The sequence below is a fragment of the Streptomyces sp. NPDC127084 genome (assembly GCF_042724175.1).
Taxonomy (GTDB): Bacteria; Actinomycetota; Actinomycetes; order Streptomycetales; family Streptomycetaceae; genus Streptomyces.
On the sequence record NZ_JBHXFA010000003.1, the window covers coordinates 35,186 to 55,104 of the forward strand.

Annotated in this window: 18 protein-coding genes and 3 pseudogenes; 12 read left to right on the forward strand and 9 right to left on the reverse strand. The window is 69.7% G+C overall.

Going from position 1 to position 19,919, the window contains the following annotated elements:
* The first annotated feature begins 152 nt into the window (after nt 1-152).
* The 3 genes and pseudogenes from ACFWI9_RS01570 to ACFWI9_RS01580 all read left to right on the forward strand — a co-directional run bounded on the left by ACFWI9_RS01570 (nt 153) and on the right by ACFWI9_RS01580 (nt 2,406).
* Nucleotides 153-581 carry a DUF6223 family protein gene (locus ACFWI9_RS01570; protein ID WP_387158207.1) on the forward strand — a complete coding sequence of 143 codons (429 nt, stop codon included), beginning with the start codon at nt 153-155 and terminating at the stop codon, nt 579-581.
* A 536-nt stretch (nt 582-1,117) separates the two neighbouring features.
* A pseudogene (locus ACFWI9_RS01575) lies at nt 1,118-1,306 on the forward strand (peptidase inhibitor family I36 protein); the annotation flags it as partial.
* A gap of 71 nt (nt 1,307-1,377) precedes the next feature.
* Nucleotides 1,378-2,406 carry an endonuclease/exonuclease/phosphatase family protein gene (locus ACFWI9_RS01580; RefSeq protein WP_387158209.1) on the forward strand — a complete coding sequence of 343 codons (1,029 nt, stop codon included), beginning with the start codon at nt 1,378-1,380 and terminating at the stop codon, nt 2,404-2,406.
* A 34-nt stretch (nt 2,407-2,440) separates the two neighbouring features.
* Here ACFWI9_RS01580 and ACFWI9_RS01585 read toward each other — a convergent pair whose 3' ends face one another.
* The 3 genes from ACFWI9_RS01585 to ACFWI9_RS01595 all read right to left on the reverse strand — a co-directional run bounded on the left by ACFWI9_RS01585 (nt 2,441) and on the right by ACFWI9_RS01595 (nt 3,613).
* Complete coding sequence (locus ACFWI9_RS01585) at nt 2,441-2,815, reverse strand: hypothetical protein (RefSeq protein ID WP_387158211.1); 375 nt, start codon at nt 2,813-2,815, stop codon at nt 2,441-2,443.
* 161 nt (nt 2,816-2,976) lie between these two features.
* Nucleotides 2,977-3,186, reverse strand: coding sequence for a hypothetical protein (locus tag ACFWI9_RS01590; protein WP_387158213.1), 210 nt, complete (start codon nt 3,184-3,186; stop codon nt 2,977-2,979).
* 178 nt (nt 3,187-3,364) lie between these two features.
* Nucleotides 3,365-3,613, reverse strand: a complete 249-nt coding sequence (locus ACFWI9_RS01595; protein WP_387158215.1) for an SCO4226 family nickel-binding protein — start codon at nt 3,611-3,613, stop codon at nt 3,365-3,367.
* 331 nt (nt 3,614-3,944) lie between these two features.
* On the opposite strand from ACFWI9_RS01595, the pseudogene ACFWI9_RS01600 reads away from it, so the two are divergent.
* Nucleotides 3,945-4,397: pseudogene (locus ACFWI9_RS01600) on the forward strand (transposase); the annotation flags it as partial.
* Between the two features lie 563 nt (nt 4,398-4,960).
* On the opposite strand, the gene ACFWI9_RS01605 reads toward ACFWI9_RS01600, so the two are convergent.
* On the reverse strand, nt 4,961-5,296 hold the full coding sequence (locus tag ACFWI9_RS01605) for a putative quinol monooxygenase (protein ID WP_387158216.1): 336 nt from the start codon (nt 5,294-5,296) through the stop codon (nt 4,961-4,963).
* 214 nt (nt 5,297-5,510) lie between these two features.
* Here ACFWI9_RS01605 and ACFWI9_RS01610 point away from each other — a divergent pair, with 214 nt between their 5' ends.
* The 7 genes from ACFWI9_RS01610 to ACFWI9_RS01640 all read left to right on the forward strand — a co-directional run bounded on the left by ACFWI9_RS01610 (nt 5,511) and on the right by ACFWI9_RS01640 (nt 13,210).
* Entirely contained in the window at nt 5,511-6,284 is a 774-nt protein-coding gene (locus tag ACFWI9_RS01610; protein ID WP_387158301.1) for a GntR family transcriptional regulator, read from the forward strand.
* Nucleotides 6,281-7,363 (forward strand): LLM class flavin-dependent oxidoreductase, encoded by a 1,083-nt coding sequence (locus tag ACFWI9_RS01615; protein WP_387158217.1) that lies wholly within the window; start codon nt 6,281-6,283, stop codon nt 7,361-7,363. Before ACFWI9_RS01610 ends, ACFWI9_RS01615 begins: the two co-directional genes overlap by 4 nt.
* The gene (locus ACFWI9_RS01620; RefSeq protein WP_387158218.1) at nt 7,360-8,115 is read left to right on the forward strand and encodes a transglutaminase family protein; all 756 of its coding nucleotides are present in this window, start codon (nt 7,360-7,362) and stop codon (nt 8,113-8,115) included. The genes ACFWI9_RS01615 and ACFWI9_RS01620 overlap by 4 nt, the downstream gene beginning before the upstream one ends.
* Nucleotides 8,116-9,175: 1,060 nt before the next feature.
* Entirely contained in the window at nt 9,176-9,706 is a 531-nt protein-coding gene (locus ACFWI9_RS01625) for a hypothetical protein (protein ID WP_387158220.1), read from the forward strand.
* Nucleotides 9,703-10,926, forward strand: coding sequence for a lycopene cyclase family protein (locus ACFWI9_RS01630; protein WP_387158221.1), 1,224 nt, complete (start codon nt 9,703-9,705; stop codon nt 10,924-10,926). Before ACFWI9_RS01625 ends, ACFWI9_RS01630 begins: the two co-directional genes overlap by 4 nt.
* Nucleotides 10,923-11,654, forward strand: coding sequence for a class I SAM-dependent methyltransferase (locus tag ACFWI9_RS01635; RefSeq protein ID WP_387158223.1), 732 nt, complete (start codon nt 10,923-10,925; stop codon nt 11,652-11,654). The genes ACFWI9_RS01630 and ACFWI9_RS01635 overlap by 4 nt, the downstream gene beginning before the upstream one ends.
* Nucleotides 11,655-11,710: 56 nt before the next feature.
* The gene (locus ACFWI9_RS01640; protein WP_387158302.1) at nt 11,711-13,210 is read left to right on the forward strand and encodes an FAD-dependent oxidoreductase; all 1,500 of its coding nucleotides are present in this window, start codon (nt 11,711-11,713) and stop codon (nt 13,208-13,210) included.
* Between the two features lie 424 nt (nt 13,211-13,634).
* On the opposite strand, the gene ACFWI9_RS01645 is transcribed toward ACFWI9_RS01640, so the two are convergent.
* From ACFWI9_RS01645 to ACFWI9_RS01665, 5 genes are all read right to left on the reverse strand, one after another.
* A complete protein-coding gene (locus ACFWI9_RS01645) occupies nt 13,635-14,642 on the reverse strand; it encodes a DUF5914 domain-containing protein (RefSeq protein ID WP_387158225.1) in 1,008 nt (335 codons plus the stop codon).
* Nucleotides 14,639-15,634: a phytoene/squalene synthase family protein gene (locus ACFWI9_RS01650; protein ID WP_387158227.1), complete on the reverse strand. Its 996-nt coding sequence runs from the start codon at nt 15,632-15,634 to the stop codon at nt 14,639-14,641. The genes ACFWI9_RS01645 and ACFWI9_RS01650 overlap by 4 nt, the downstream gene beginning before the upstream one ends.
* A complete protein-coding gene (crtI, locus tag ACFWI9_RS01655) occupies nt 15,621-17,189 on the reverse strand; it encodes a phytoene desaturase family protein (protein WP_387158229.1) in 1,569 nt (522 codons plus the stop codon). The genes ACFWI9_RS01650 and crtI overlap by 14 nt, the downstream gene beginning before the upstream one ends.
* Entirely contained in the window at nt 17,186-18,328 is a 1,143-nt protein-coding gene (locus ACFWI9_RS01660; RefSeq protein ID WP_387158304.1) for a polyprenyl synthetase family protein, read from the reverse strand. The genes crtI and ACFWI9_RS01660 overlap by 4 nt, the downstream gene beginning before the upstream one ends.
* A gap of 254 nt (nt 18,329-18,582) precedes the next feature.
* Entirely contained in the window at nt 18,583-18,819 is a 237-nt protein-coding gene (locus tag ACFWI9_RS01665) for an ATP-binding protein (protein ID WP_387158231.1), read from the reverse strand.
* A 582-nt stretch (nt 18,820-19,401) separates the two neighbouring features.
* Here ACFWI9_RS01665 and ACFWI9_RS01670 point away from each other — a divergent pair.
* A pseudogene (locus ACFWI9_RS01670) lies at nt 19,402-19,902 on the forward strand (antitermination regulator); the annotation flags it as partial.
* Between the last annotated feature and the right edge of the window lie 17 nt (nt 19,903-19,919).

Consider the following 19,919-nt stretch of genomic DNA (forward strand, 5'->3'; position numbering starts at 1 on the left):
CCGACCGGCCGGGCCCAGATGCCCGGTACGACTCCGGACCGTCATCGCCGACGCCGCCTGGGAGCCGCAATTCGCGGTCATACCCGGGCCCCTGGGGGCCGTGATCTGACGAATGACCAGTTCAGACCCATCTCAGAAAGGCAGGACACCTCATGCCCGTTCGATCCGTGCTCACCATTGCCGCTGCCGTCCTGATCGGCGGTCTCGCGTTCGCCGAACCGGCCGCCGCGGACCTCTCGGTCCAGCCGGTCGCCGCAAGCGTCTACACCGTGAGCGTCGGCCGGGTCGGAGCCTTTCTGTCAGCGCTGGCCGGTCTCCTCGGCTCGGTGAGCGGCGGTCTGGCCCTGGCCCGCACCAGCACGCGGGGACGCATCGTCACCTGGGCCCGGCGGAACGGAGCGGTGACGGCTCTCGTGACGGGTCCGGTTGCCTTGGTCGTCGGCGGGACGGTCGCGGCCACCGCTGATGGCGGTCTCGGCACCGGCAACGGGCTCGGCGGCGCCTACTTCGCCATGGTTCTGGGCCTGATCGCCGTGACCCTCGGCTGGCTGGCCCGCTCCCGTTCCCACCAAACCCGCTGATCTCATCGCGAATCCTCGGCAAGGCCCCAGCTGTACTCGGTGGGCTGCCCGCAGCAGCCCTGGTCAGAGCACCCCTGCCGCCGGGCGAGCAGTGGAGGCAAGGCCGACCAACCCAGCCGGTACGTCGCTGATCGGCATGGGGATCAGCGGGGAACGACGCCGAGTCACCGGGCCCCAGCCTCTAGGGAATGGGCCAGCGCCGCTCTGCGACGTATAGACGCCGCCGGACAGTCCGACGTCGAGCATCGACTGCAAGTCAAGCAGCCGGTCCGCGCGTTCCGGGACTTTGCCATCTGCACCAGCGGGCTCGCCCCGGCCTGGCCGAGGTGTGTCAGGCCGGAGTTGCGCCCCTCGTGGAGGTGCCAGCCCGTCCCAGGTCCGACTGCCGATCAAGAGAGCCGTAGGGGGACCTCGCCGGTGCGCGGGGGGCACATGCGAGACCCGGACGTGCAGTCGACTTGCAACGGTGCGACGCTTGAAAGGGCCAGGGAGGATTCCCATGAGCAGGCTCGCTTTCCAAATTCTGGCAGCCTTCACGCTTACCGGATCGCGGCAGCTCGATCCGGAATGAGTCCGACCGCACCGCGCGGGTGTACGAGAAGAGGAACTATGCCGGACGCTTGGTGTGCGTGACCCGCAGCGGCGGCTCCATCCATGACGTGCGGTCCTACAACCTCAACGACCAGACCCGCTCTTTGAAGATCAACCGCAACGACTGCGGCTAGAGCGGCAACCCGAACCGGTATGCGCAGTACGCGGCCAACGCCACTCCTGGCGCCGACGGAAGGCGGTTACGTTGAGAACTCTCTATGTCGCGTGGTGGAACGTGGAGAACCTATTCGACGAGGAACGCTCCCCACGCCGCAGTGACAAGCTCACCCGCGTGCTGGGTAACGACCTGCGAGGGTGGACACCGGAGCTCCGGGATCGCAAGATCAGCCAGCTCGCATCGGTGATCGCACAGATGAACACGGGCCAGGGCCCGGACCTGCTGGGCGTGTGCGAGGTCGAGAACGAGTTCGTCATGCAGGAACTGGCTGCCGCCATCAACACGCTGGTACCAGACCGCACCTACCAGGTGGCGCACGCCGACACGTCCGACCAGCGAGGCGTCGACGTGGCCTTCATCTTCGACTCCGCGCTGTTCACGGCTCCGATCGACCAGATCTTCCAGCACGTGGTGATGCGCCGTACCGGAACCCGCGAGATCCTCCAGGTCAACTTCCAGAACGTCCAAGGCCGCACCTTCGCGGTCTTCGCCAACCACTGGCCCTCCCGCCGCGGCGGCCACATGGAATCAGCCGCCTACCGAGCCACCGCCGGAGAGACACTCGCTTATTTCCACGAACGCACCCTCGAAGTCCACGGACCCGATACCCCGGTCCTGGTCATGGGCGACTTCAACGACGACCCCTTCGACACCTCGCTGACCCAGCACGCCCTGAGCACACGCCAGCGCAAGAAGGTCGTCAACGCCACCACCACCCACCCACTGCTGAACCTGATGTGGCCCCTGATGGGAACCGACGACCACACAGACCCCGACGCCACCAACGACGGCACGGCGCGCCCCGCAGGCACCTTCTACTTCGAAAACCACGCCAACGTGTTCGACCAGTTCCTCGTCAACGAGAACATGCTCATCGACCGTGCGCCGCTGCGCGCTGACCCGGCCTCCGTGCACATCTTCACCGGCACACCTGGAATGGTCGGCACCGGGCGGTATCCCGTCCCCGTCCTGTTCGGAGGCATGGGCAAACCCGTCAACAAGGACGGTTTCTCCGATCACTACCCCATCGCGATGCGTATCCGCGAAACCGGCTGACAACAGGCCAGTCAGCGGGGCCAGCCTGCCCCCGTCAGCTTGCTGTGTGGCGGTCTCCTTCTGCCTCCCGTGACCGGTCGGGGAGCTCCTCGGCCGGGCACTCGGCGCGCTGTTGCCCGCCGGGGAAGGCGCGAAGCGGCTGAACCTGGCGGGACCGGAGTTCGGGGAGCCGACCGCTGACCTGGTGCTGGTGCCGGTTCATCCGCAAACCGGCGACATGTGGCAGCCGCGTGCCGGGGCGGTACCGGTACCTATGGATGCCGCGCTCTGGGCCGAGCTGGCCTTCCCGCCCCACCCGGCCAGGCTGCCGGTGGTCGGCGGGCTGCCGGCAGGCGTCGAGCGGGACGACCCGCTGCCGCCGCACCCGTGGTACCCGTTCCAGCCCGTCCAGGGAGGCGTTCCGGTACACGCTCGCGCGGATACCCGCCGTCAGGGAACCGTGGCTACGGGCGATCTACGACCGAGGACGCCCCGTGATCACACATGGCTGACCGACATCGCGCATTCAACTTCGTATCGCGAGCAACGCCGTCAGCCGCCGGTGGCTGGTGGCGCCGTGGCCTTACGGGACTATGGGGTCGGTGATCCAGCGTTCGCCACCGTCTCGTTCGGGTTGAGGGCCCCGGCGATCTCAGGGGTTAGGGGGTGTCCGGCTAGGACGTGGCGGACGGCGTCGAGGGGGACGGGGCGCTCGTAGTAGTCCTCGAAGTAGGCCTGGACGGCCTCGGGGGAGCGGTCGGCACTGCTCGCGGCAACCCCGGAGGGGGCTTGCCCACCCACACCCCAGGCTTGCCCAGCGCCATGCCTCCGAGGCTTGTCCAGTGCCGTGACCAGCGCGAACGCGCTTGGGTACATGTACCGGTATGGGACGCATCCACTGGCCCGCCATCGGCGGGACCCTATTCCCGGCGCGCGCAGGCCCGAGCCGCTCCCTGGGGTCGGCTCCCCGGCTGGGGGTTCACACGGTCAGGGGGACCGGGTGAATCTCGTCAGGCCGGTGACCAGTGCGTTCGTGGATGCGCTGGACGGCTTCGGCCGAGGGGGCCTGGGAGAGGCAGTAGACCGTGCCGGACTCCGGATCCGCCCAGGCTTTCTCGAAGTGGACGCCTTCTTCCTTCTCTATGGCGAGGTCGGCCCTGTGGGCCTCCTTCAGCTGGTCGGCTGTGATGCCCTTCATGTCGTGGTGGACATCCATGAACTGGGGCATGGTGTGCCTCCTTCCGGTTGTCGCGCCCGGCGTTCGAAATCGCCGAGCCGCTGGTCGGCTCCGTCATCTCCATCCTGTGCCCATACGACGGGGATCGCGAGCGTGCAGCTCCTGGCCGACCGGTTCCTGGCGGTGTGAAGAAGGGATCGGGCGTTGTCCCCCGCCCATGCCTGATTGCGCGGGACCCTGCCGACTCACTGGACAGGCCCTAGCGATCTAGGGTCCGTCTTCAAAGTGATCTTGCCCAGAGCAGGATCGATGCGAGTGTGACCGCTGCTTCGTAGGAGGTGGCGGTCTTCTCGTATCTGGTGGCGATGCCGCGAAATGCCTTGAGTCGGTTGAAGCAGCGTTCCACGGTGTTGCGGCGTCGGTAGGTGTCGCGGTCGACCCCGGCATCGGCCCTCAGGTCGGTGCCCGCATTCTGGGCGAGATTGGCGACGACAGGGGCCGGTTCGCCACGGCCGGTGGGCTGAAGGCGTACGCCGGCTCCGCCCCGATCACCCGGGCCTCCGGCAAACGCCGCTACGTCGGACGCCGGTTCGTCAAGAACAACCGGCTCAGCCATGTCGGCCACCTGTAGGCCTTCGCCTCCATCAGCGGTTCTACCGGCGCGGATGCCCACTACCGGCGCCGCCGAGCGGGAGGGGACTGGCACATGCAGGCTCTGCGGCACCTGTTCAACCGGATGCTCGGCCAGCTCCACCACTGCCTTCAGGCCCGGGTCTCCTTCGACGAATCCATCGCCTTTCCCGTCACGCCAGGCAAGGAAGTGACGAGCAGCTGACCCTGGGACTGCCTACCAGTGCAACGTGACACTGCCGTCGGCGTTGATCTCCTCGCGCACCGTCTCGACATGCTGCTTCCACGCAGGTATCTCTGCTTCGGCAGTCGCGCGGAGCTAGTCGGTGAAGGACGCGTAACTGCGGAGGGGAACGTCTGCGTCTGCGTGCTCGCCTTCGGAGTATGACCAGACCTCGGGATCAGGTCCGGTGCCTCGCATGAACTCGAACTGATAGCCCTGGTGCATGAAGAAGACGCGGTCGGTGGGCTCGAAGTGGATGAGGAAGAGTGCCAGGTCCCGCAGGATGGCCAGGGCGGTTTCCCGTGTGTGATCGCTGCGGGGCGGGTGCTGACTCGGCGGGCCCGGTCCTGGGCCCGCATGCGGGAAGCGTCCAAGGCGGCAACGGCTGGCCTTAGGGGTTCGGGGACGGCGACGGCGACGTCAGCGGCGTCCTGCTGGGCCCTCGCCCTTCCCGTGCACCCGCCACCCTCCGCCAGGCGCCGCGGCTACGACCTGGGTCGGATCGCTCCAGGGCTGTGCCGGATTGGCTGGACGGGGCTCTGGGGTTAGGGCTTTCTGCAGTCCGTGCTCGGGCCGGTGGCATGGACCGGCGTGAGGACGCTTACGTCGAGGGGCCTAGCGAGCAGGTCGGGCAGTTGAGCGCGGTACGCCTTGTAGTGAGCCGTCGCGCGGTGCGCTTGCAGCGCGGCGAAGTCTTCGTAGCGCTCCAGGAGTACGAAGCCCGGCTCTTCCGTGTCTGTGGCGTAGAGGTCGTAGAAACGGCAGCCCGGCTCGCAACGGGTCGGGCTGATCATTCCTTCGAGCAGGGACTGCAGTTGCGCGGTGTGGTCAACGGCCGGGGTGAAACGGGCGATCACGGTCACGTGGGTCTGGTCAGGCACGGTCCCCTGCCTCCTTCGGGAAGGTCACTCGCATCCCTTAGACGTAAGATGTTATATAATGTCTTAAATGGATGGGTCAAGGGCGGAATCCGCGTCGGAAGCGCCGGGCAGGGATGCTGCCGGGCCCCGGGCCCCGGGGCTGGCTTCAAAGCGACTCACGGCCCCTTGCACGGGAGACGAACCCCGCTTCGGCCTGCGGGCCACCGGATTCCGGATCGAGCGGGGCCGCGTATCAGCAACGGCGCAGCTGGCGGAGCAGATCAAGGCCCTAATCGTGAAAGAGCATCTGCCGCCGGGGACCCGGCTGCCCACCGAACGGGAGCTGATCGCCGAAACCGGTCTGAGCCGGGTCACGGTCCGTGCTGCGGTGGGCACACTGGAGTCACAGGGCTGGGTGGTACGCAAGCAGGGGCTGGGGACCTTCGTCTCGGAGCCGGTCAACCAGGAACTCTCCTCGGGCGTGCGCAGCATCACCGAGGTGCTGCTCGAGCAGGGCATCACACCGCACATCGACGTCTTGGGCTTCGGGGTCGAACCCGCTGCGGCGCATGTCGCGCAGCTCCTGGGGGAGTCCAGGGTGCTGACGATCCGGCGCCGGTACGGGGACGGGGAGAAGCCGGTCGCGCTTGTCACGATCCACCTCCCGACGGGAGTCCTGGAGGCGGCCGGGCCGCTGCGCTTGGGTGAGCCCGTCACCGAGACCACCTACACGATGTGGGAGCAGCGCCTAGGGGTGCGCATCACGCGGGCCCGGCACCGGATTCACGCGGCCGGCGCATCCCGCGACGTCGCTGCGGCGCTGGGGATCGCCGAGTCCTCGCCCGTGCTTGTCCTGGAGCGAGTCAGCTTCGGCGACGACGCCCGTGCGCTGGAGGTCGTGGTCTTCCACTACCGGCCGGAACGCTACGGCTTCACCGTAACGCTTCCCCGCACCGTGCCGGGTGCGCCGGCCGGCATGACCGACATGACAGAAAGGCGAAGTCCATGAGCGAAGACGGCACCTCCGAGACGGTTCCCGGTGCCTGCGAGCCGCACATCGGACTGATTCTGGCCCTGACGATCCGCGGGCTGGCTGTGGGCCGCTATCCCGAGATGGCCCGCGTCGCGCGGGCGGCTGAATCCCACGGATTCGACTCGGTGTGGCTGTGCGACCACTTCCTGACCCTCAGCCCCGACGACTACATCCGCAGCGCAGGCATCGCCGCAGGACCCGAGAGTGGCGGCACAGTCCAGCAGAGCGGGTCGTCATCGCTGCCACTGCTCGAATCCTGGACCGCCCTGTCGGCCCTGTCCCGGGATACCGCCACCGTCCGGCTGGGCACCAGCGTGCTGTGCAACTCCTACCGCTACCCGGCCGTACTCGCCAAGATGGCCGCCACACTTGATGTCATCTCAGGCGGCCGCCTGGAACTGGGCTTGGGAGCAGGCTGGTTCCAGCAGGAGTACGAGGCCTACGGCATCCCCTTCCCCCCGGCCCGGGAGCGGGTCACCGCGCTCGGTGAGTCGCTGCAGGTGATGCGCCGGGTGTGGACCGACCCGCACCCCGCTTTCCACGGCGACTTCTACAGCATCGACGGAGCGGTCTGCGACCCGCCTCCGCTCCAAAAGCCGCATCCGCCCCTGTGGGTGGGCGGCGAAGGACCGCGGATCCACCGCATCGCCACCCGCCACGCCGACGGCATCAACGTCCGCTGGTGGCCCGCCGCGAAATACGCGGAACGCCGCGCGCTCCTTGACCGTGAATGCGAGGCGATCGGCCGCGACCCCGCATCCCTGCGCCTGTCGATCACCACCCTGCTCGCACCGACCGACTCCACCGCGGAGCAGGACGAACTGCGCGCCCGCTTCAAGTCGATCCCCGGCACCGGACTGATCACCGGGACACCGCAAGAGTGCCTCGAGCGCATCCGCACCTACCAGGACGCCGGCATCGACCACTTCCTGTTCACCATCCCCGACATCGCGGACTCGACCTACCTCGACGTCGTCGGCGAGCAGATCCTGCCCCACATCAAGCCCGCACGGCACACGCAACCCGCGACAACTCACCGAAGGACAACGCCGTGACCTCCGCGACCAACGAGCCCACCACCATCGGCGAGGCGTACCTCAGACCGACCGCCTACCTCGACTCCGACCACCCGGTCGTCGTCTCCGTCGCACGCGCGCTGACCGACGGCGCTACCACCGACACCGAGCGACTGGGACGCATCTACCACTACGTCCGCGACATCCCCTACGACGTCCTCGCCTCATTCCGCTACCTCGCCGCAGGCGAATCGGCTGCCAGCGACGTCCTCTCCCACGGCGTCGCCTTCTGCATGGGCAAGGCCAGCTCCTTCGTCGCCCTGTCCCGTGCCTCCCACATCCCCGCCCGCATCGCGTTCCAGGCACTCGACGCCCCGCACATGGAATTCATCTCCCCGCAGGTCCGCACCCTGTGGGGAGGCCCGGTCGGACGGCCACTCCCCTGGCACTCCCTCGGCGAGGCCTACCTCGGCGGCCGGTGGATCAAACTGGACGCCACCATCGACCCGCCCACCGCCGCCAGCCTGGGAAAGCCCTACACCGTCGCCTACGACGGCATCACGGACATCCCGACCGTCGAAGGACCCGTACTGCACGAGAACGGCAGCTACGCCGACTACCCCGCCGAAGTCGCCCGATGGTACGAACACGTCGCCCACGCAGTCCTCGAAGCGCTTGACTCACCCGCCGCGCACCAGCGGGTCGCCACCGACGACCAGCTGTGGAAAGGCCCCGACCCGGACCTCGTCCGGGTCAGAGCAGTCCAGAGAAGCGATTCCTCCCGGGCGTAAACGCCCGGGGTTCCTCGCTAGATCCGGCTGAAACTGACGGCGTCTCACGACGAGTGAGGGGTACGCGCTGAGGGTCGGGGGCGGTACGGGCCGCGCGCACGGAACCTGCGCCACCTCCTGCCACCTCCTGCCGCGTCCCGCCACCGGCCCCTCCACCGCCATGCGGCCGGGGTCCGCGAGCAACTCCGTCTTCGAGACCCACGATCCGGCCTTTGCCATCGTCCGCGCCTGAACAAGGCTCAGGCACGGACGGTCCAGGCGGACGCAGGCTGAGGCGCACCGTAACGCCCATGTGCCGACTTCGCGTTCTCCCGGATCGGCAGCAGCCCGGGGTTGATAGGTCAATGCCCCGGCGCCGACGGTCCAAGGGTGGGTGGTCGGCCCCGGTGCGTATGTCCTGGTGTCAGCGGGGTCCGGGGCAGTGGCCGTGGTGGGGGGCGGTCGTGGCCCGGCTTGCCGTATCCGGGCATTCCGGCTTGCCATGGCTGGACGGTCGTGCTGCGGCGGCTTGGGCTGCGGGATGCGGGTGGGCCCGGCCCGCCTGATGGTGGTGGTCGCGGTGGCGGGCTGGTGCCGGTCGCGGCGCCTCCGGAGACCGTGGCGGTGTTGGTGACCTGCCCTCGGCGTAGCTGCGGCGACGTTGACCGCGAGGGTGGTGGAGGAACAGGCGTACCCCCGGGGCATCCACGTGGGCGGTCGACGGCAAGGCGGCGGCTAGACCGGCCAGCCCACCGAGATCCGCGTCAGCGCTGTAGACATCACCGTCGTTGCTGCAAATGCCCGATTGCGCCAGTGCCCATGCGCGTGGACCGCCGTGCTGGCGGATTCCCCAAGAAGTGCGGAGGCTCCCGTTGCCATGGACCCATGCAAGGTGCGCCCGCGTCGGAACCCGACCCGCCGATGAGGCCCACCAGGCGCGGCCGCCCATATGCCGGATTCAGCCGACCGCATCCAAGGCCGATCCCATTGCCGAAGACACAGAGACACAGAGACACAGAGACACAGGGCCCTGCCCCGCGACGCGGAGTGAGACATGGAAATGAAAGGCGTATGTGCGCAGGTGGCTGATGCGACCGGTGTTATCGGCAGTGTGCTCACAGCCGAGTCGGCTGGCCAGGAGGCCCGCCTCGCCCTCGCCGGAAGAAACCGGGAACCCCTGGGCACAGTGGCCCGACCGTACCCGGTGGACTCGACAGCCCTGTTCCAGGCGTATGACGCCGGGTCCTGCGTCCGGGTCTCCCACGACTGCTCCGCCGCACTCGGCGGCTTCGCCCGTATCGTGGCCGCGTGCGCCGCAGTGGCCTTCGGAAGGGCACAAGAGGTCGGTGACGGGATCGCGAAGCCTTTCATGGCGGTCAACGTCCTCGTACTTGCCGCGCTCGGCGGCGGCATCAGGGTGCAGGGGATTCGGCCCGGGCACCCGGAGACAGATCTCACCGACAGACCCGTCGTCGGCACCGCCCCACTGTCTCCTTCCGGAGGCGAACCGCGGGCAGGCGTCAGGGCCGTCGCCAACGCCCTGGCCGAGGGCGCGGAACTCCTCCACAAAGCCCCGGACGAAGCACCCGTCATCGAACGGCGGACCAGATGAGCCCCCGCCTCCCGCACCATTTCGACAGCGACGATGTGGTCATCGTGGGCGGCGGCGCAGCGGGACTCAGCCTCGCCCATCGGCTGACGACGACGGGTACGGCTGGCGTCACCGTGGTGGAGCCGCCAGACGACTCGTTGCGGCCACCGGAACGGACCTGGTGCTACTGGGAGCGGGGGACCGGCGACCTCGACGAAGCAGTCACCGCGTCCTGGTCCCGGCTGCGCGTACACGGCGCCGACGGCGCCGAGGTCACCGTCGACCCGGCACCGCTTAGCTACCGCATGCTGCGCTCCACGCGGTTCGAGCGGCTGGTGCACTCCCACCTGGCCCGATCTCCCCAGTCCCGGATGCTGCGTGCGACGGCTGACGCTGTGCGAAACGTGGTCGGCGGAGCGGAAGTCCGCTGCACGACGTCCGACGGCAGGACGCTGACGCTACGGGCACGCCATGTGTTCGACTCCCGGCCCCTTCGCGCGCTGCCTCCGGCCCGGACGCTTCTGCTGCAGCACTTCCGCGGCTGGTTCGTACGCACGGCCACGGACCGGTTCGACCAGGCGGTCGCCGACCTGATGGACTTCCGGCTGCCGCAGCCGCGGCACGGGCTCGCCTTCGGCTACGTCCTACCGCTGGCACCGGACCGGGCGCTTGTCGAGTACACCGAGTTCTCGCGTGCACCATTGACCATCCAGGCGTACGAGGCGGCACTCGCCCACTACAGTCGCGAGGTCCTGGCTCTCGGCCCACTGACCGTGGAAGCGGCGGAGCAGGGTGTCATCGCCATGACCGACGCGCGCTTTCCCCGACGAGTCGGCGCGGCGGTCCACCGCATCGGCGCCGCAGGTGGCGCCACACGCCCTGCCACCGGATACACCTTTGCCGCCGTGCAGCGTCAGAGCAGGGCCATCGCCGCCGCACTGCACGAAGGACGCGCCGTCGTTCCCCCGCCGTACGGACGGCGGGCGCTCGCCATGGACGCGGTGCTGCTGCGGGCCCTGGATACCGGACGAATCGACGGCCCCGAATTCTTCACCGGCTTGTTCCGCCGTACACCCGCCGAGCGCCTGCTGCGCTTCCTCGATGGCGCCACCTCCCCCTGGGAGGATTGGGAGATCGGACTGCGTACCCCTGTGGGCCCGATGCTCCGGACCGCCGTCGAGCTTCCATTCCTGCCCCGTCGCTCCCGTCCCGCCCCGCGAATCGCAAAGAGCCCTTCATGACGTTGCTGCGCGACCACGAACTGGCATGCGCCTTCGACCATGCCTCGCGTACCTACGACAGACTTACTGCGCTCAACCCCGGCTATCGAGGCGACCTGTTCCGCTCGGCCCACAGACTCCGGCTGCCCGGCGACGGGGAGGGACTCCACCTCCTCGACCTGGGCTGCGGTACCGGCGCCTCCACCCAGGCCCTGCTGAAGGTGGCACCCCGCGCCCGTATCACCGCCGTCGACGCCTCGGCGGGGATGCTGACGCGGGCGCTGGCGAAACCCTGGCCCCCGCAAGTGCGCTTCGTGCACCTGACGGCAGAGGAACTCGCCACGATAGGGCGAGGAGTCTTCGACGCCGTCTTCGCCGCCTACCTTTTGCGCAATGTCACCGATCGGGACCGCGTCCTCGCCGCCGTCCGGGCAATGCTGCGGCCGGGTGGCCGACTCGCCGTCCACGAGTACAGCCTCAGTGGCGCGTCCGTTCATCGCGTCTTGTGGACGGTCGTGTGCCAAGGGGTGATCATTCCGGCCGGAACCCTCAGTGGCGATCGCGCCCTGTACCGCCACCTCTGGCGCAGCGTGCTGGCCTTCGATACCGCTCCCGCCTTCGCCGAACGACTGAAGCGCACGGGCTTCACGCACGTGCGCACCGTCCCCGTCGCCGGCTGGCAGACCGGCATCGTGCACACCTTCCTCGCACGCAGCGGCTCCATGGCGACGGGGGAGCGCACCTCGTGAGCGGCTGTGTGCGCACCACCGCCCGACGCGGCCGCGACCGCAAGGCGGAGATTCTGATGCCCCGACCCGGGCGTCCCAGGTTCGAGCAGGGCAACGCACCGTCCGTCGCCGTGATCGGCGGCGGCATCGCCGGACTCGCGGCAGCCACCCTGCTCGTCGAACGCGGCGCCCATGTGAGCGTGTACGAGCGGCAGCAGTCACTCGGCGGCCGCCTCGCAGGCTGGTGCATCCGTCTGGCCGACGGATCCGAAGCGACGATGAGCCGGGGCTTCCACGCCTTCTTCCGGCAGTACTACAACCTGCGCGGCCTGCTGCGGCGGACCGACCCCGATCTGAGCAGACTCACACCGCTGCCCGACTACCCGCTGCTGCACAGCGGCGGCCTGACGGACAGTTTCGCCCGCGTCCCGCGAACCCCACCCTTCAGCGTTCTGGGATTCGTCGCGCTGAGCCCGACCTTCGACTGGCGCGACCTGGCAGCCATGAACGCCCGGGCGGCACTGCCACTCCTTGACGTCCGGGTGCCCGAGGTCTACCAGCGCTTCGACCGGATCAGCGCGACCCGATTCCTGGAACGCATCCGCTTTCCCGAGGCAGCCCACCATCTGGCGTTCGAGATCTTCTCCCGGAGCTTCTTCGCCGACCCGCGCGAACTGTCGGCCGCGGAACTGCTGCTGATGTTCCACATCTACTTCCTCGGTTCTGCCGAGGGTCTGCTGTTCGACGTCCCGAACGAACCCTTCCCGCAAGCCCTGTGGGAGCCGCTCGGCGAATACCTCCAGCGCCACGGAGCAGTCGTCCGTACCGGCACATCCGCGCAGGCCATCCGCCTGCTCGCCGGTGGACGGGTCGAGCTGCGTACCGACACCGGTGTCCACCGGCACGACGCGGCGGTACTCGCCCTCGACACGGCTGGACTGCGCCAGGTCGTCGCCGACTCACCCGGCCTCGGCACCGCCTCCTGGCGCGACGACATCGCCGCGCTGCGTATCGCGCCGCCGTTTCTCGTCTCACGACTCTGGCTCGACCGGCCGGTCCGCTCAGACCGGCCCGGGTTCCTGGGCACCAGCGGGTACGACGGCCTGGACAACGTCACCGTCCTGGAACGCTACGAGGGTGAGGCCGCCCGTTGGGCCGCCAGGAAGGGAGGTTCGGTGGTCGAGCTGCACGCCTACGCCGCCGCCGACGCTCGACCGGATCACCTGCGGAGCACCCTCGTCGACCGGCTGCACCGGGTGTATCCGGAAACACGAGAGGCGCGCATCATCGACTCCCGACACGAGTGGCGCTCGGACTGCCCGCTCTTCCTCGTCGGTTCGCACCACCGGCGTCCCACCGTGCGCACGCCCCACCCCCGGCTGACACTGGCCGGTGACGCGATCCGCTGCGAACTCCCCGTGGCACTGATGGAGCGCGCCGCCACCACGGGCTTTCTCGCGGCCAACGCGCTGCTCGCCACCTGGGGCGTCCGGGGCCAGGTGCTCTGGACGGTCCCGCGCAGGGGCCGCTCCCCAGCCCTGCGCGCGCTTGGCGCCCTCGCTGGAGGCCGCTCCTGAACCCCGGCCGTTTCGGCCCGACAGCCTTGCCGCCGTGCCCGGCCGGTCCTCGCGCTGCGTGTACTGACGGGGCTGCGGCTGCGATCGCCGTCAAACCCGTCAGGGGACCGGTCCCTCAAGGCGGCCGCCTGCACACCCGCTGCCCGACCAGCCTCCGCGCACAGCTCGTACACGTCACCAGGACGGACAACTACGCGGTGGTGCGAGCGTACCGACTCCTCCCGAGGCGGGCGCCTACCGCGCTCGGCTCGCGGGGCGCCCGGCGGCACCGGCAGGCGAGAACAGCATCGGCCGCAGTGCGGGAGCCAACATGAGCGCGGCTCCGGTTCGGTGGGCACCTCTCCGGCCCGAGCATGGCTGACCCCTCGAGGCGCGCAACCTGGATCGTGGTGGACGAGGTGAGCCGCCCAGCTCGCCCCCGCCGTCATCCCGGGAATCGCCCTGTGCTGCGCAGCCTCCAGCGCCGCTCGGCGTAAGCCAGGTCGTCGCGCCACAGGCGCCCTGCCGCGCGGCGCATCAGCGGACGCAGCACCGGGGCGGCGGACCTGGCCATGCGGAAGCCGCGCCGGTCCGAGGCAGCGACGACCGCCTCGACGACAGCGGTACGCGGCCGATCAACGGCCTCAGCCGTCAGTGGCGTGGCGTGGGTCTCCACCACCGACGACGCCCCTTCTCCATCGGTGATGCGCATCACGACCGTACGCGGCCCCGGCGAGGTGAACTCGGCCCGCACCGGCACCACCAGACGCTTCGTCACACGGAAGCAGACATCGACGACGAAGGCGTCGTCTCCGTGGACCTCCGGCTCCCGGACCACGGACAGGTCCACGAAAGAATAGGGGTGGAACCACGAGCCGTGCCACGGGTCGAGACGGTTGGCCACCACGTCCTGCGGTTCGCACCGCCCCACCGTGGTGAACACGGCAGCCACCCCGCTGCCCGCCGCAGGGCGCTCGGGTACCACGGGGCACGGGGACGGCTCCTCGCCGCCGACCGCGTCCAGTCGCACCCACACGAGTACCCCGTCGTCGTGCACGGGGTAGGCCTCCCACCCCGCGAAGGTGCTGCCGTCGAGCACCAGTCCGTGCCAGTGGCACACCAGGGTGCCGCACACCACGCGGCTGTCGCGCAGCGGGGCACCGAGATGAGGGCAGGCGCCGGGACCCGCGTGCAGTCCACCGGTGTCCGAGCGCCACAGCACGAGCTCGACACCGCTCACCGTCCTACCGTACGGACGATCGCCGGCACGCATGTCCCGGGACGCACCGACGACGAACCAGTTGCCCGAGGGGCGCGCCGAGGCGCGTTTGAGCGCGCCGGCGATCAGCGTGGGACGAGCCTTCCGCCAGGTCGGCTCCTGCGACGCCCAGTCGGGTCCGCGCCGCCGCCGCAACGGCGGTCGCCAACGGGCCCCGTCCGTCCCACCGCTCACTGCCCCGGCCCCTTCCACTGAAGCGCCGCGCCGTCTGCCACGGGTGCCGTAACGGCGACGCGGGCGCGCAACCGCGCCCCCACCACGCGCGCCACCCCCGCCGCGGCCGTCGCCACACGCCGTCGGCATGACACCACAGCACGTTGGTGCAGCACGGTGTAGCCGCGGTCCGCGATCGCGTCGAGGATCCCGCCGTACAAGGTGAACGCGGCGCGGATGCAGGGGCGTACCCGGGGTTCCAGCATGTCGATTCCGGGCTCCGCCTCCCGGTACACGTTCCTCGTCATGGCTTCGGCGGCGACGAGCGCTCCGCGGATTCGCGAATCAGGGTGTCCTGTGCGCCGGCACCACTCCAACAGCGGCCGGTCCACACCATGAGCGGCGAGCAGATCCCCGGGCAGGTACACGCGGCCCCGGTCCAGATCCTCACCCACGTCCCGCAGGAAGTTGGTGAGCTGGAACGCCACTCCCAGGGCCGCGGCGTGCGGCGCGGCCGTCTCGCGAGGCACGACCGTGCCGAGCACAGGCAGCATCTGAAGGCCGATCACCGCGGCCGAGCCGTGCATGTAGGTCCGCAGATCGGCGTAGGTCGGATAGTCCGTCACGGTCAGGTCGGCACGCATCGATCCCAGAAAGTCGGTGAACAGCGCGGGCTCGATGGCGTATCGCTCGGCCGTGTCAGCCAAGGCTCGCACCACGGGTTCCTCCCCCTCGCCGGTGCGAAGCCCGTGCGCGAGGTCGTTCTCGAGGCTCTGCAGCAGCCGGTCGCGCTCGTCGGGTGTCCGGTGCCCGCCGAGGTCGTCCACGATGTCGTCCGCCCGGCGCGCGAAGCCATACAGCGCGTGGACTGCCGAGCGGCGTTCCGGCGGCAGCAGACGAGTGGCCAGGAAGTAGGTTTTTCCGTGACGGGCGTTGAGCCGCCGACACTGGGTGTAGGCGGCGCGCAGGGCGGGATCGGTGATCCCGGCGGCGTCCAGTTCACGACGGGTCATCGGTACCTGCCACGGTCGGGGTGAGCGGGACGGCCGGCGGCTGGGGCAGGCCGCATCGGGGGGCAGGGCCCTGCGGGCCTCCGGTGATGCGCGCGGCGGCGAGCTTGCCGCTGATGAGCACGGTCGGGACGCCGACACCGGGCGTGGTCCCGCAGCCGGCCAGTACCGCGTTGTCCAGCCCGCGCACGAGGTTGCGCGGACGGAACGGACCCGTCTGGGCGAAGGTGTGGGATACCGAGAACGGACTGCCCGCCGCATGGCCCTGTGCGGTCCAATCGAGCGGGGTCACCAGGAGTTCTTCCCGGACGCTGTCCGCGAATCCGTCGAGACCTCGGCGTTCCAACTCGGCGACCAGGCTGTCCCGGTAGCGTGTGCCCAGGTTCCGCCAGGCGGGTGCTGAGGGGCCGACAGCCGTGTTGGGGCAGGGGGCCAGGACGTAGTGGAGGTGTCTGCCGGGCGGCGCCAGGGCGGGATCGTGCGTGGTCGGCCGGGTGATCAGCAGCGAGGGGTCGCTCATCAACGACCCTGTTCGGGTGAGTTCATCGAAGGTGCGCTCCCATGCGGCACCGAAGGAGAGCGTGTGATGGGCGAGCCCTGGCCAGGTGCGGTCAGTCCCGGCGTGGAGGACGACAGCGGAGGGGGAGTGCCGCAGCCGCAGAGGCCGTCGGGGCGCACGTCCCAGCAGTGCGTGGGCGGCAGGCAGTTCACAGCTCAGCACGACGGCATCGCAGGGAACGCGTTCACCCGATGCCAGGCGTACGGCGCGTACCCGGCCGGCCGACCGTTCCAGACTGGCCGCCTCGGCTGCCCACCTCAGGTCCGCGCCCGCCCGGGCCGCGGCGTCGGCCATGGCGCGGGGCAGCGCGTACATCCCTCCCCGCGGGAACCAGACACCGGCCACGGTGTCCATGTAGGCGATCACCGCGTAGGCCGCGAGAGCCCGGGCCGGTGCCACACCGGCATAGAGCGACTGGAAGGAGAAGACACGCTGCAGCCGGGTGTCGGTGAGGAAGCGGCCGATCCGGCGGTCCAGGCGTCCGAAGCCGCCAAGCGCAGCGAGCCGTGCAAGGTCTTTGTGCAGGAGCCCGAATGGGGAGTCGAAGTTCGTGTCGATGAAGCGCCGCATCTGCGCCCGATGGAGCCGCTCCAGCCACCCCCGGAGCCTGCGGTAGCCCGCGGCCTCCGAGGGGCCGGCGAACCGCCGGACCTCGGCCTCCATTGCCTCGCCGTCGGTGTGAACATCAAGGGACGTCCCGTCCGCGAAGCAGGCCCGGTACGCCGGGTGCAGGGCCACCAGTTCGACGTGGCGGTCGAGGCTGTCACCGACCGCCGCGAACGCCTCGTCGGCGAGATGCGGCATCGTCAGCACCGTGGGGCCGGTGTCCAGGTGATAGCCGCCGGCCTGGATACGTCCTGCCCGGCCCCCAGGCCCGGCATCCCGTTCAACGACCGTTACCCGGCGACCGGCGCCGAGCAGGTGAAGGGCGCAGGCCAGGCCGGACAGTCCGGCGCCCACGACGACCACATGGTCGGTGGGACCCGCCACCGTTCTCACACGCCCTCCCCGGTGGGGTCCAGGGGGACGCCCGAGGCTCGTTCGACCAGCGTGGCGAAGTCTCGTCGTACCTCCCGTTCTGCACAGGCCGTCGCGAAGTGGCACACACTCGTGGCGGTCAGTTCCGCGATCCGCGACTCCACGGCGGCACGGGCTCCGGTCCGCTCCAGCGCCACCCGCATCCGTTCCACGGTGTCTTCCGTCCGGTGAGCCCCGCTCGGGGTGAGCACGGCGGTGGCCTCCTCGTCCTCGGTCGCCTCGGCGAGCCTCAGCGCGACGGCGAGCAGGTAGGTGAGCTTGCCCATGCGCAGGTCGTCGAGGGCGGGCTTGCCCGTGAGCGCCGGGTCTCCGAAGGCGCCGAGCAGGTCGTCGCGAAGTTGAAAGGCCAGCCCCGCGCACCGGCCGGCCGAGCGCAACGCGCGCAAAGTGAACTGGTCAGCGGCGGCCAGTGCGGCGCCCAGGGCCATGGGACGCTCGACGGTGTAGAGGGCGCTCTTGAGCGTGGCGATGGTCAGGGCGTGCTCGACATCCGACGATGTGCCTGCCGCCTGCGCGTGGATGTCGCGGTATTGGCCGGCGACCATTTCACTGCGCATCGCCCGCCACTCGAGAAGGATCTGACGACCGTGTGGTGAGTCGAGTGCCAGCTCGGTCAGCAGATCGTCCGCCCATGCCAGTGCCAGGTCCCCGGCGAGCACCGCCGCCGAGGCCGCGAACGACTTCGGTGGTCCGGTCATCCGCTCCGCCCGGTGCAGCCGGGCGAAGGCGACATGCGTCGCCGGCTCACCCCGGCGCAGGGACGACCCGTCCATCAGGTCGTCATGTATGAGAGCGCACGCCTGAAGGAGTTCGAGTGCGGCTCCCGTGCGCAGGACCTCCGAAGCGTCACCCGAGCCGCCAGCGGCTCGCCAGCCGCACCAGGTGAACGCCGTTCGCAGCCGCTTCCCGCCCCGCCTGACGAACCCGCTCACGTGCCCCGCCACGTCCCGGGCGAACAGCGGGTCCGTGTCCCGCGCGCGGCCCATCGCCGTCTCGAGGTGCTGCTCGAGCACCGTCCCGACTGCCTCGGCGGCGTCGAGAGCCGTGCGTGGTTCCACCACGCACCCCGATTCTGTCATCGCTGGCTGCACCTCAAGCATCCGCAACCCCTTCACGCTCGCGCTCACCCGCACACCGGTACTTCTGGCGCAGCCCGTGCACGGATGCGTTGATCTCTGCCCGGCGTGAGACCGGTCGGGGAGCCTTCCACTCCACCGGCCCATCGGCCCGGGGCCACTCCCGCTGCCCGGGGCGTACGACAGCAGCGCGCGCGTGGCGCCGGCCCGGCCTTCCCCATGTGCCCATGACGGGGGACCCAGCCGTTGACTCAGAGTCGTCCGGTTGCGCCGTGTGGTCAGTCGCTGCCGCGTGGGGTGGCCCGGGCGCCTGGTGGGTCGAGCAGGGGCAGGGACGCCGTGACGCGCTTGCCCACCGGTAACTGCTGGATGGAAAGGTCCTGCGTCACCACCTTGACGAGCTCCAGTCCATGCTGGTCGATCCTCTCCGGATTGGTTGCACGGGCGGTGGGAACGGTGGGATCGCTGTCCCACACGGCGACTTCCACCGCACGAGTGGTGATGCGCAGCTCCATCACGCTGGGCCGGGGGCGTACTTGCAGGCGCTGGTCACCAGTTCGCTGACGACCAGTTGGGTGAGGTCCCGCACACGTGGGGAAACAGACAGGTTGTGGGCGGTGCCGGCGTGGTCGAGGAAGGCGGCGGCGTGGTGACAGGCTCGGCGATGCAGCCGATGTCTCCGCCCAGGCTGTAGCCGGCGTGCACCAGGTGTGCGTCCGAGCGCCGCATTGCCACCGCCTCGGCACGGGATCCCAATGACCTCGCCCCTGCTCCCAGCTCGCGCCTACCCGTCATGCCGTCAAACACGCGCCCGCTCTTCACCACGGTTCCGTGCGGCCATGCGGGCGGATGATCAGGACGGAACCGGCCGCACGACCCGACCTGAGAGGGCAAGCCTAAAATGCTGTCGGGGAGACGTTGACCGGCGAGCAGAGCCTCTGAGCGGTTCGGCGCCGGGGGCGTCCTTCCGTCGGCCTCCGGTGGATCGGGCCTGGACGGCTAAGTGGCCACCCGAACGAGTCTTCACCGCGGCGGTGCGGCGGCGCCGAAGTAGTACGCTGCCTCGTATTTTGTCGCACGACCACTGTTCCTACCGGTCCATCGGCCACCACCGGACGCCGGCAGGAGGCCGAGTCGCCCTGCCGGCGGGGACCGGGGGCAGAATCCACGGCGTACTGGAGATCTGCTGGCCCCAGTCCCTTCCGGACAACGCGCCCGCCGTCGAACGGCAGCTCGACGCTCTGGCGGAGCTGTGCGCCGAAACGCTGGAGACCGCCCCGTCCAATGCCGTCGGCCTCCCGGCGGCCCGGGAGCCCGACGGCATCCTCGAGCTCGTGGAGCTGACCGAAGGACTGCACGATCCGGCACTCGTTCTCGTCCCGCACCTCGACGCCGACGGGCATCTCACCGACTTCCGCATCCGCCACGCCAACAGCCGCTTCCTCGATCCTGCGGGCCGGCCGGGCAGCTCCGTCAGCGGGGCGCTTCTGCTCGAGGCGTACCCCATGGCGGCCTCCGCCAGCGACCTCTTCGGGAAGATCGAACACGTCTACGCGACCGGAGAGCCGTTCCGCGCCCGGAGGGCCAGCCGGCGCGCGTACGACAGCATCCACGG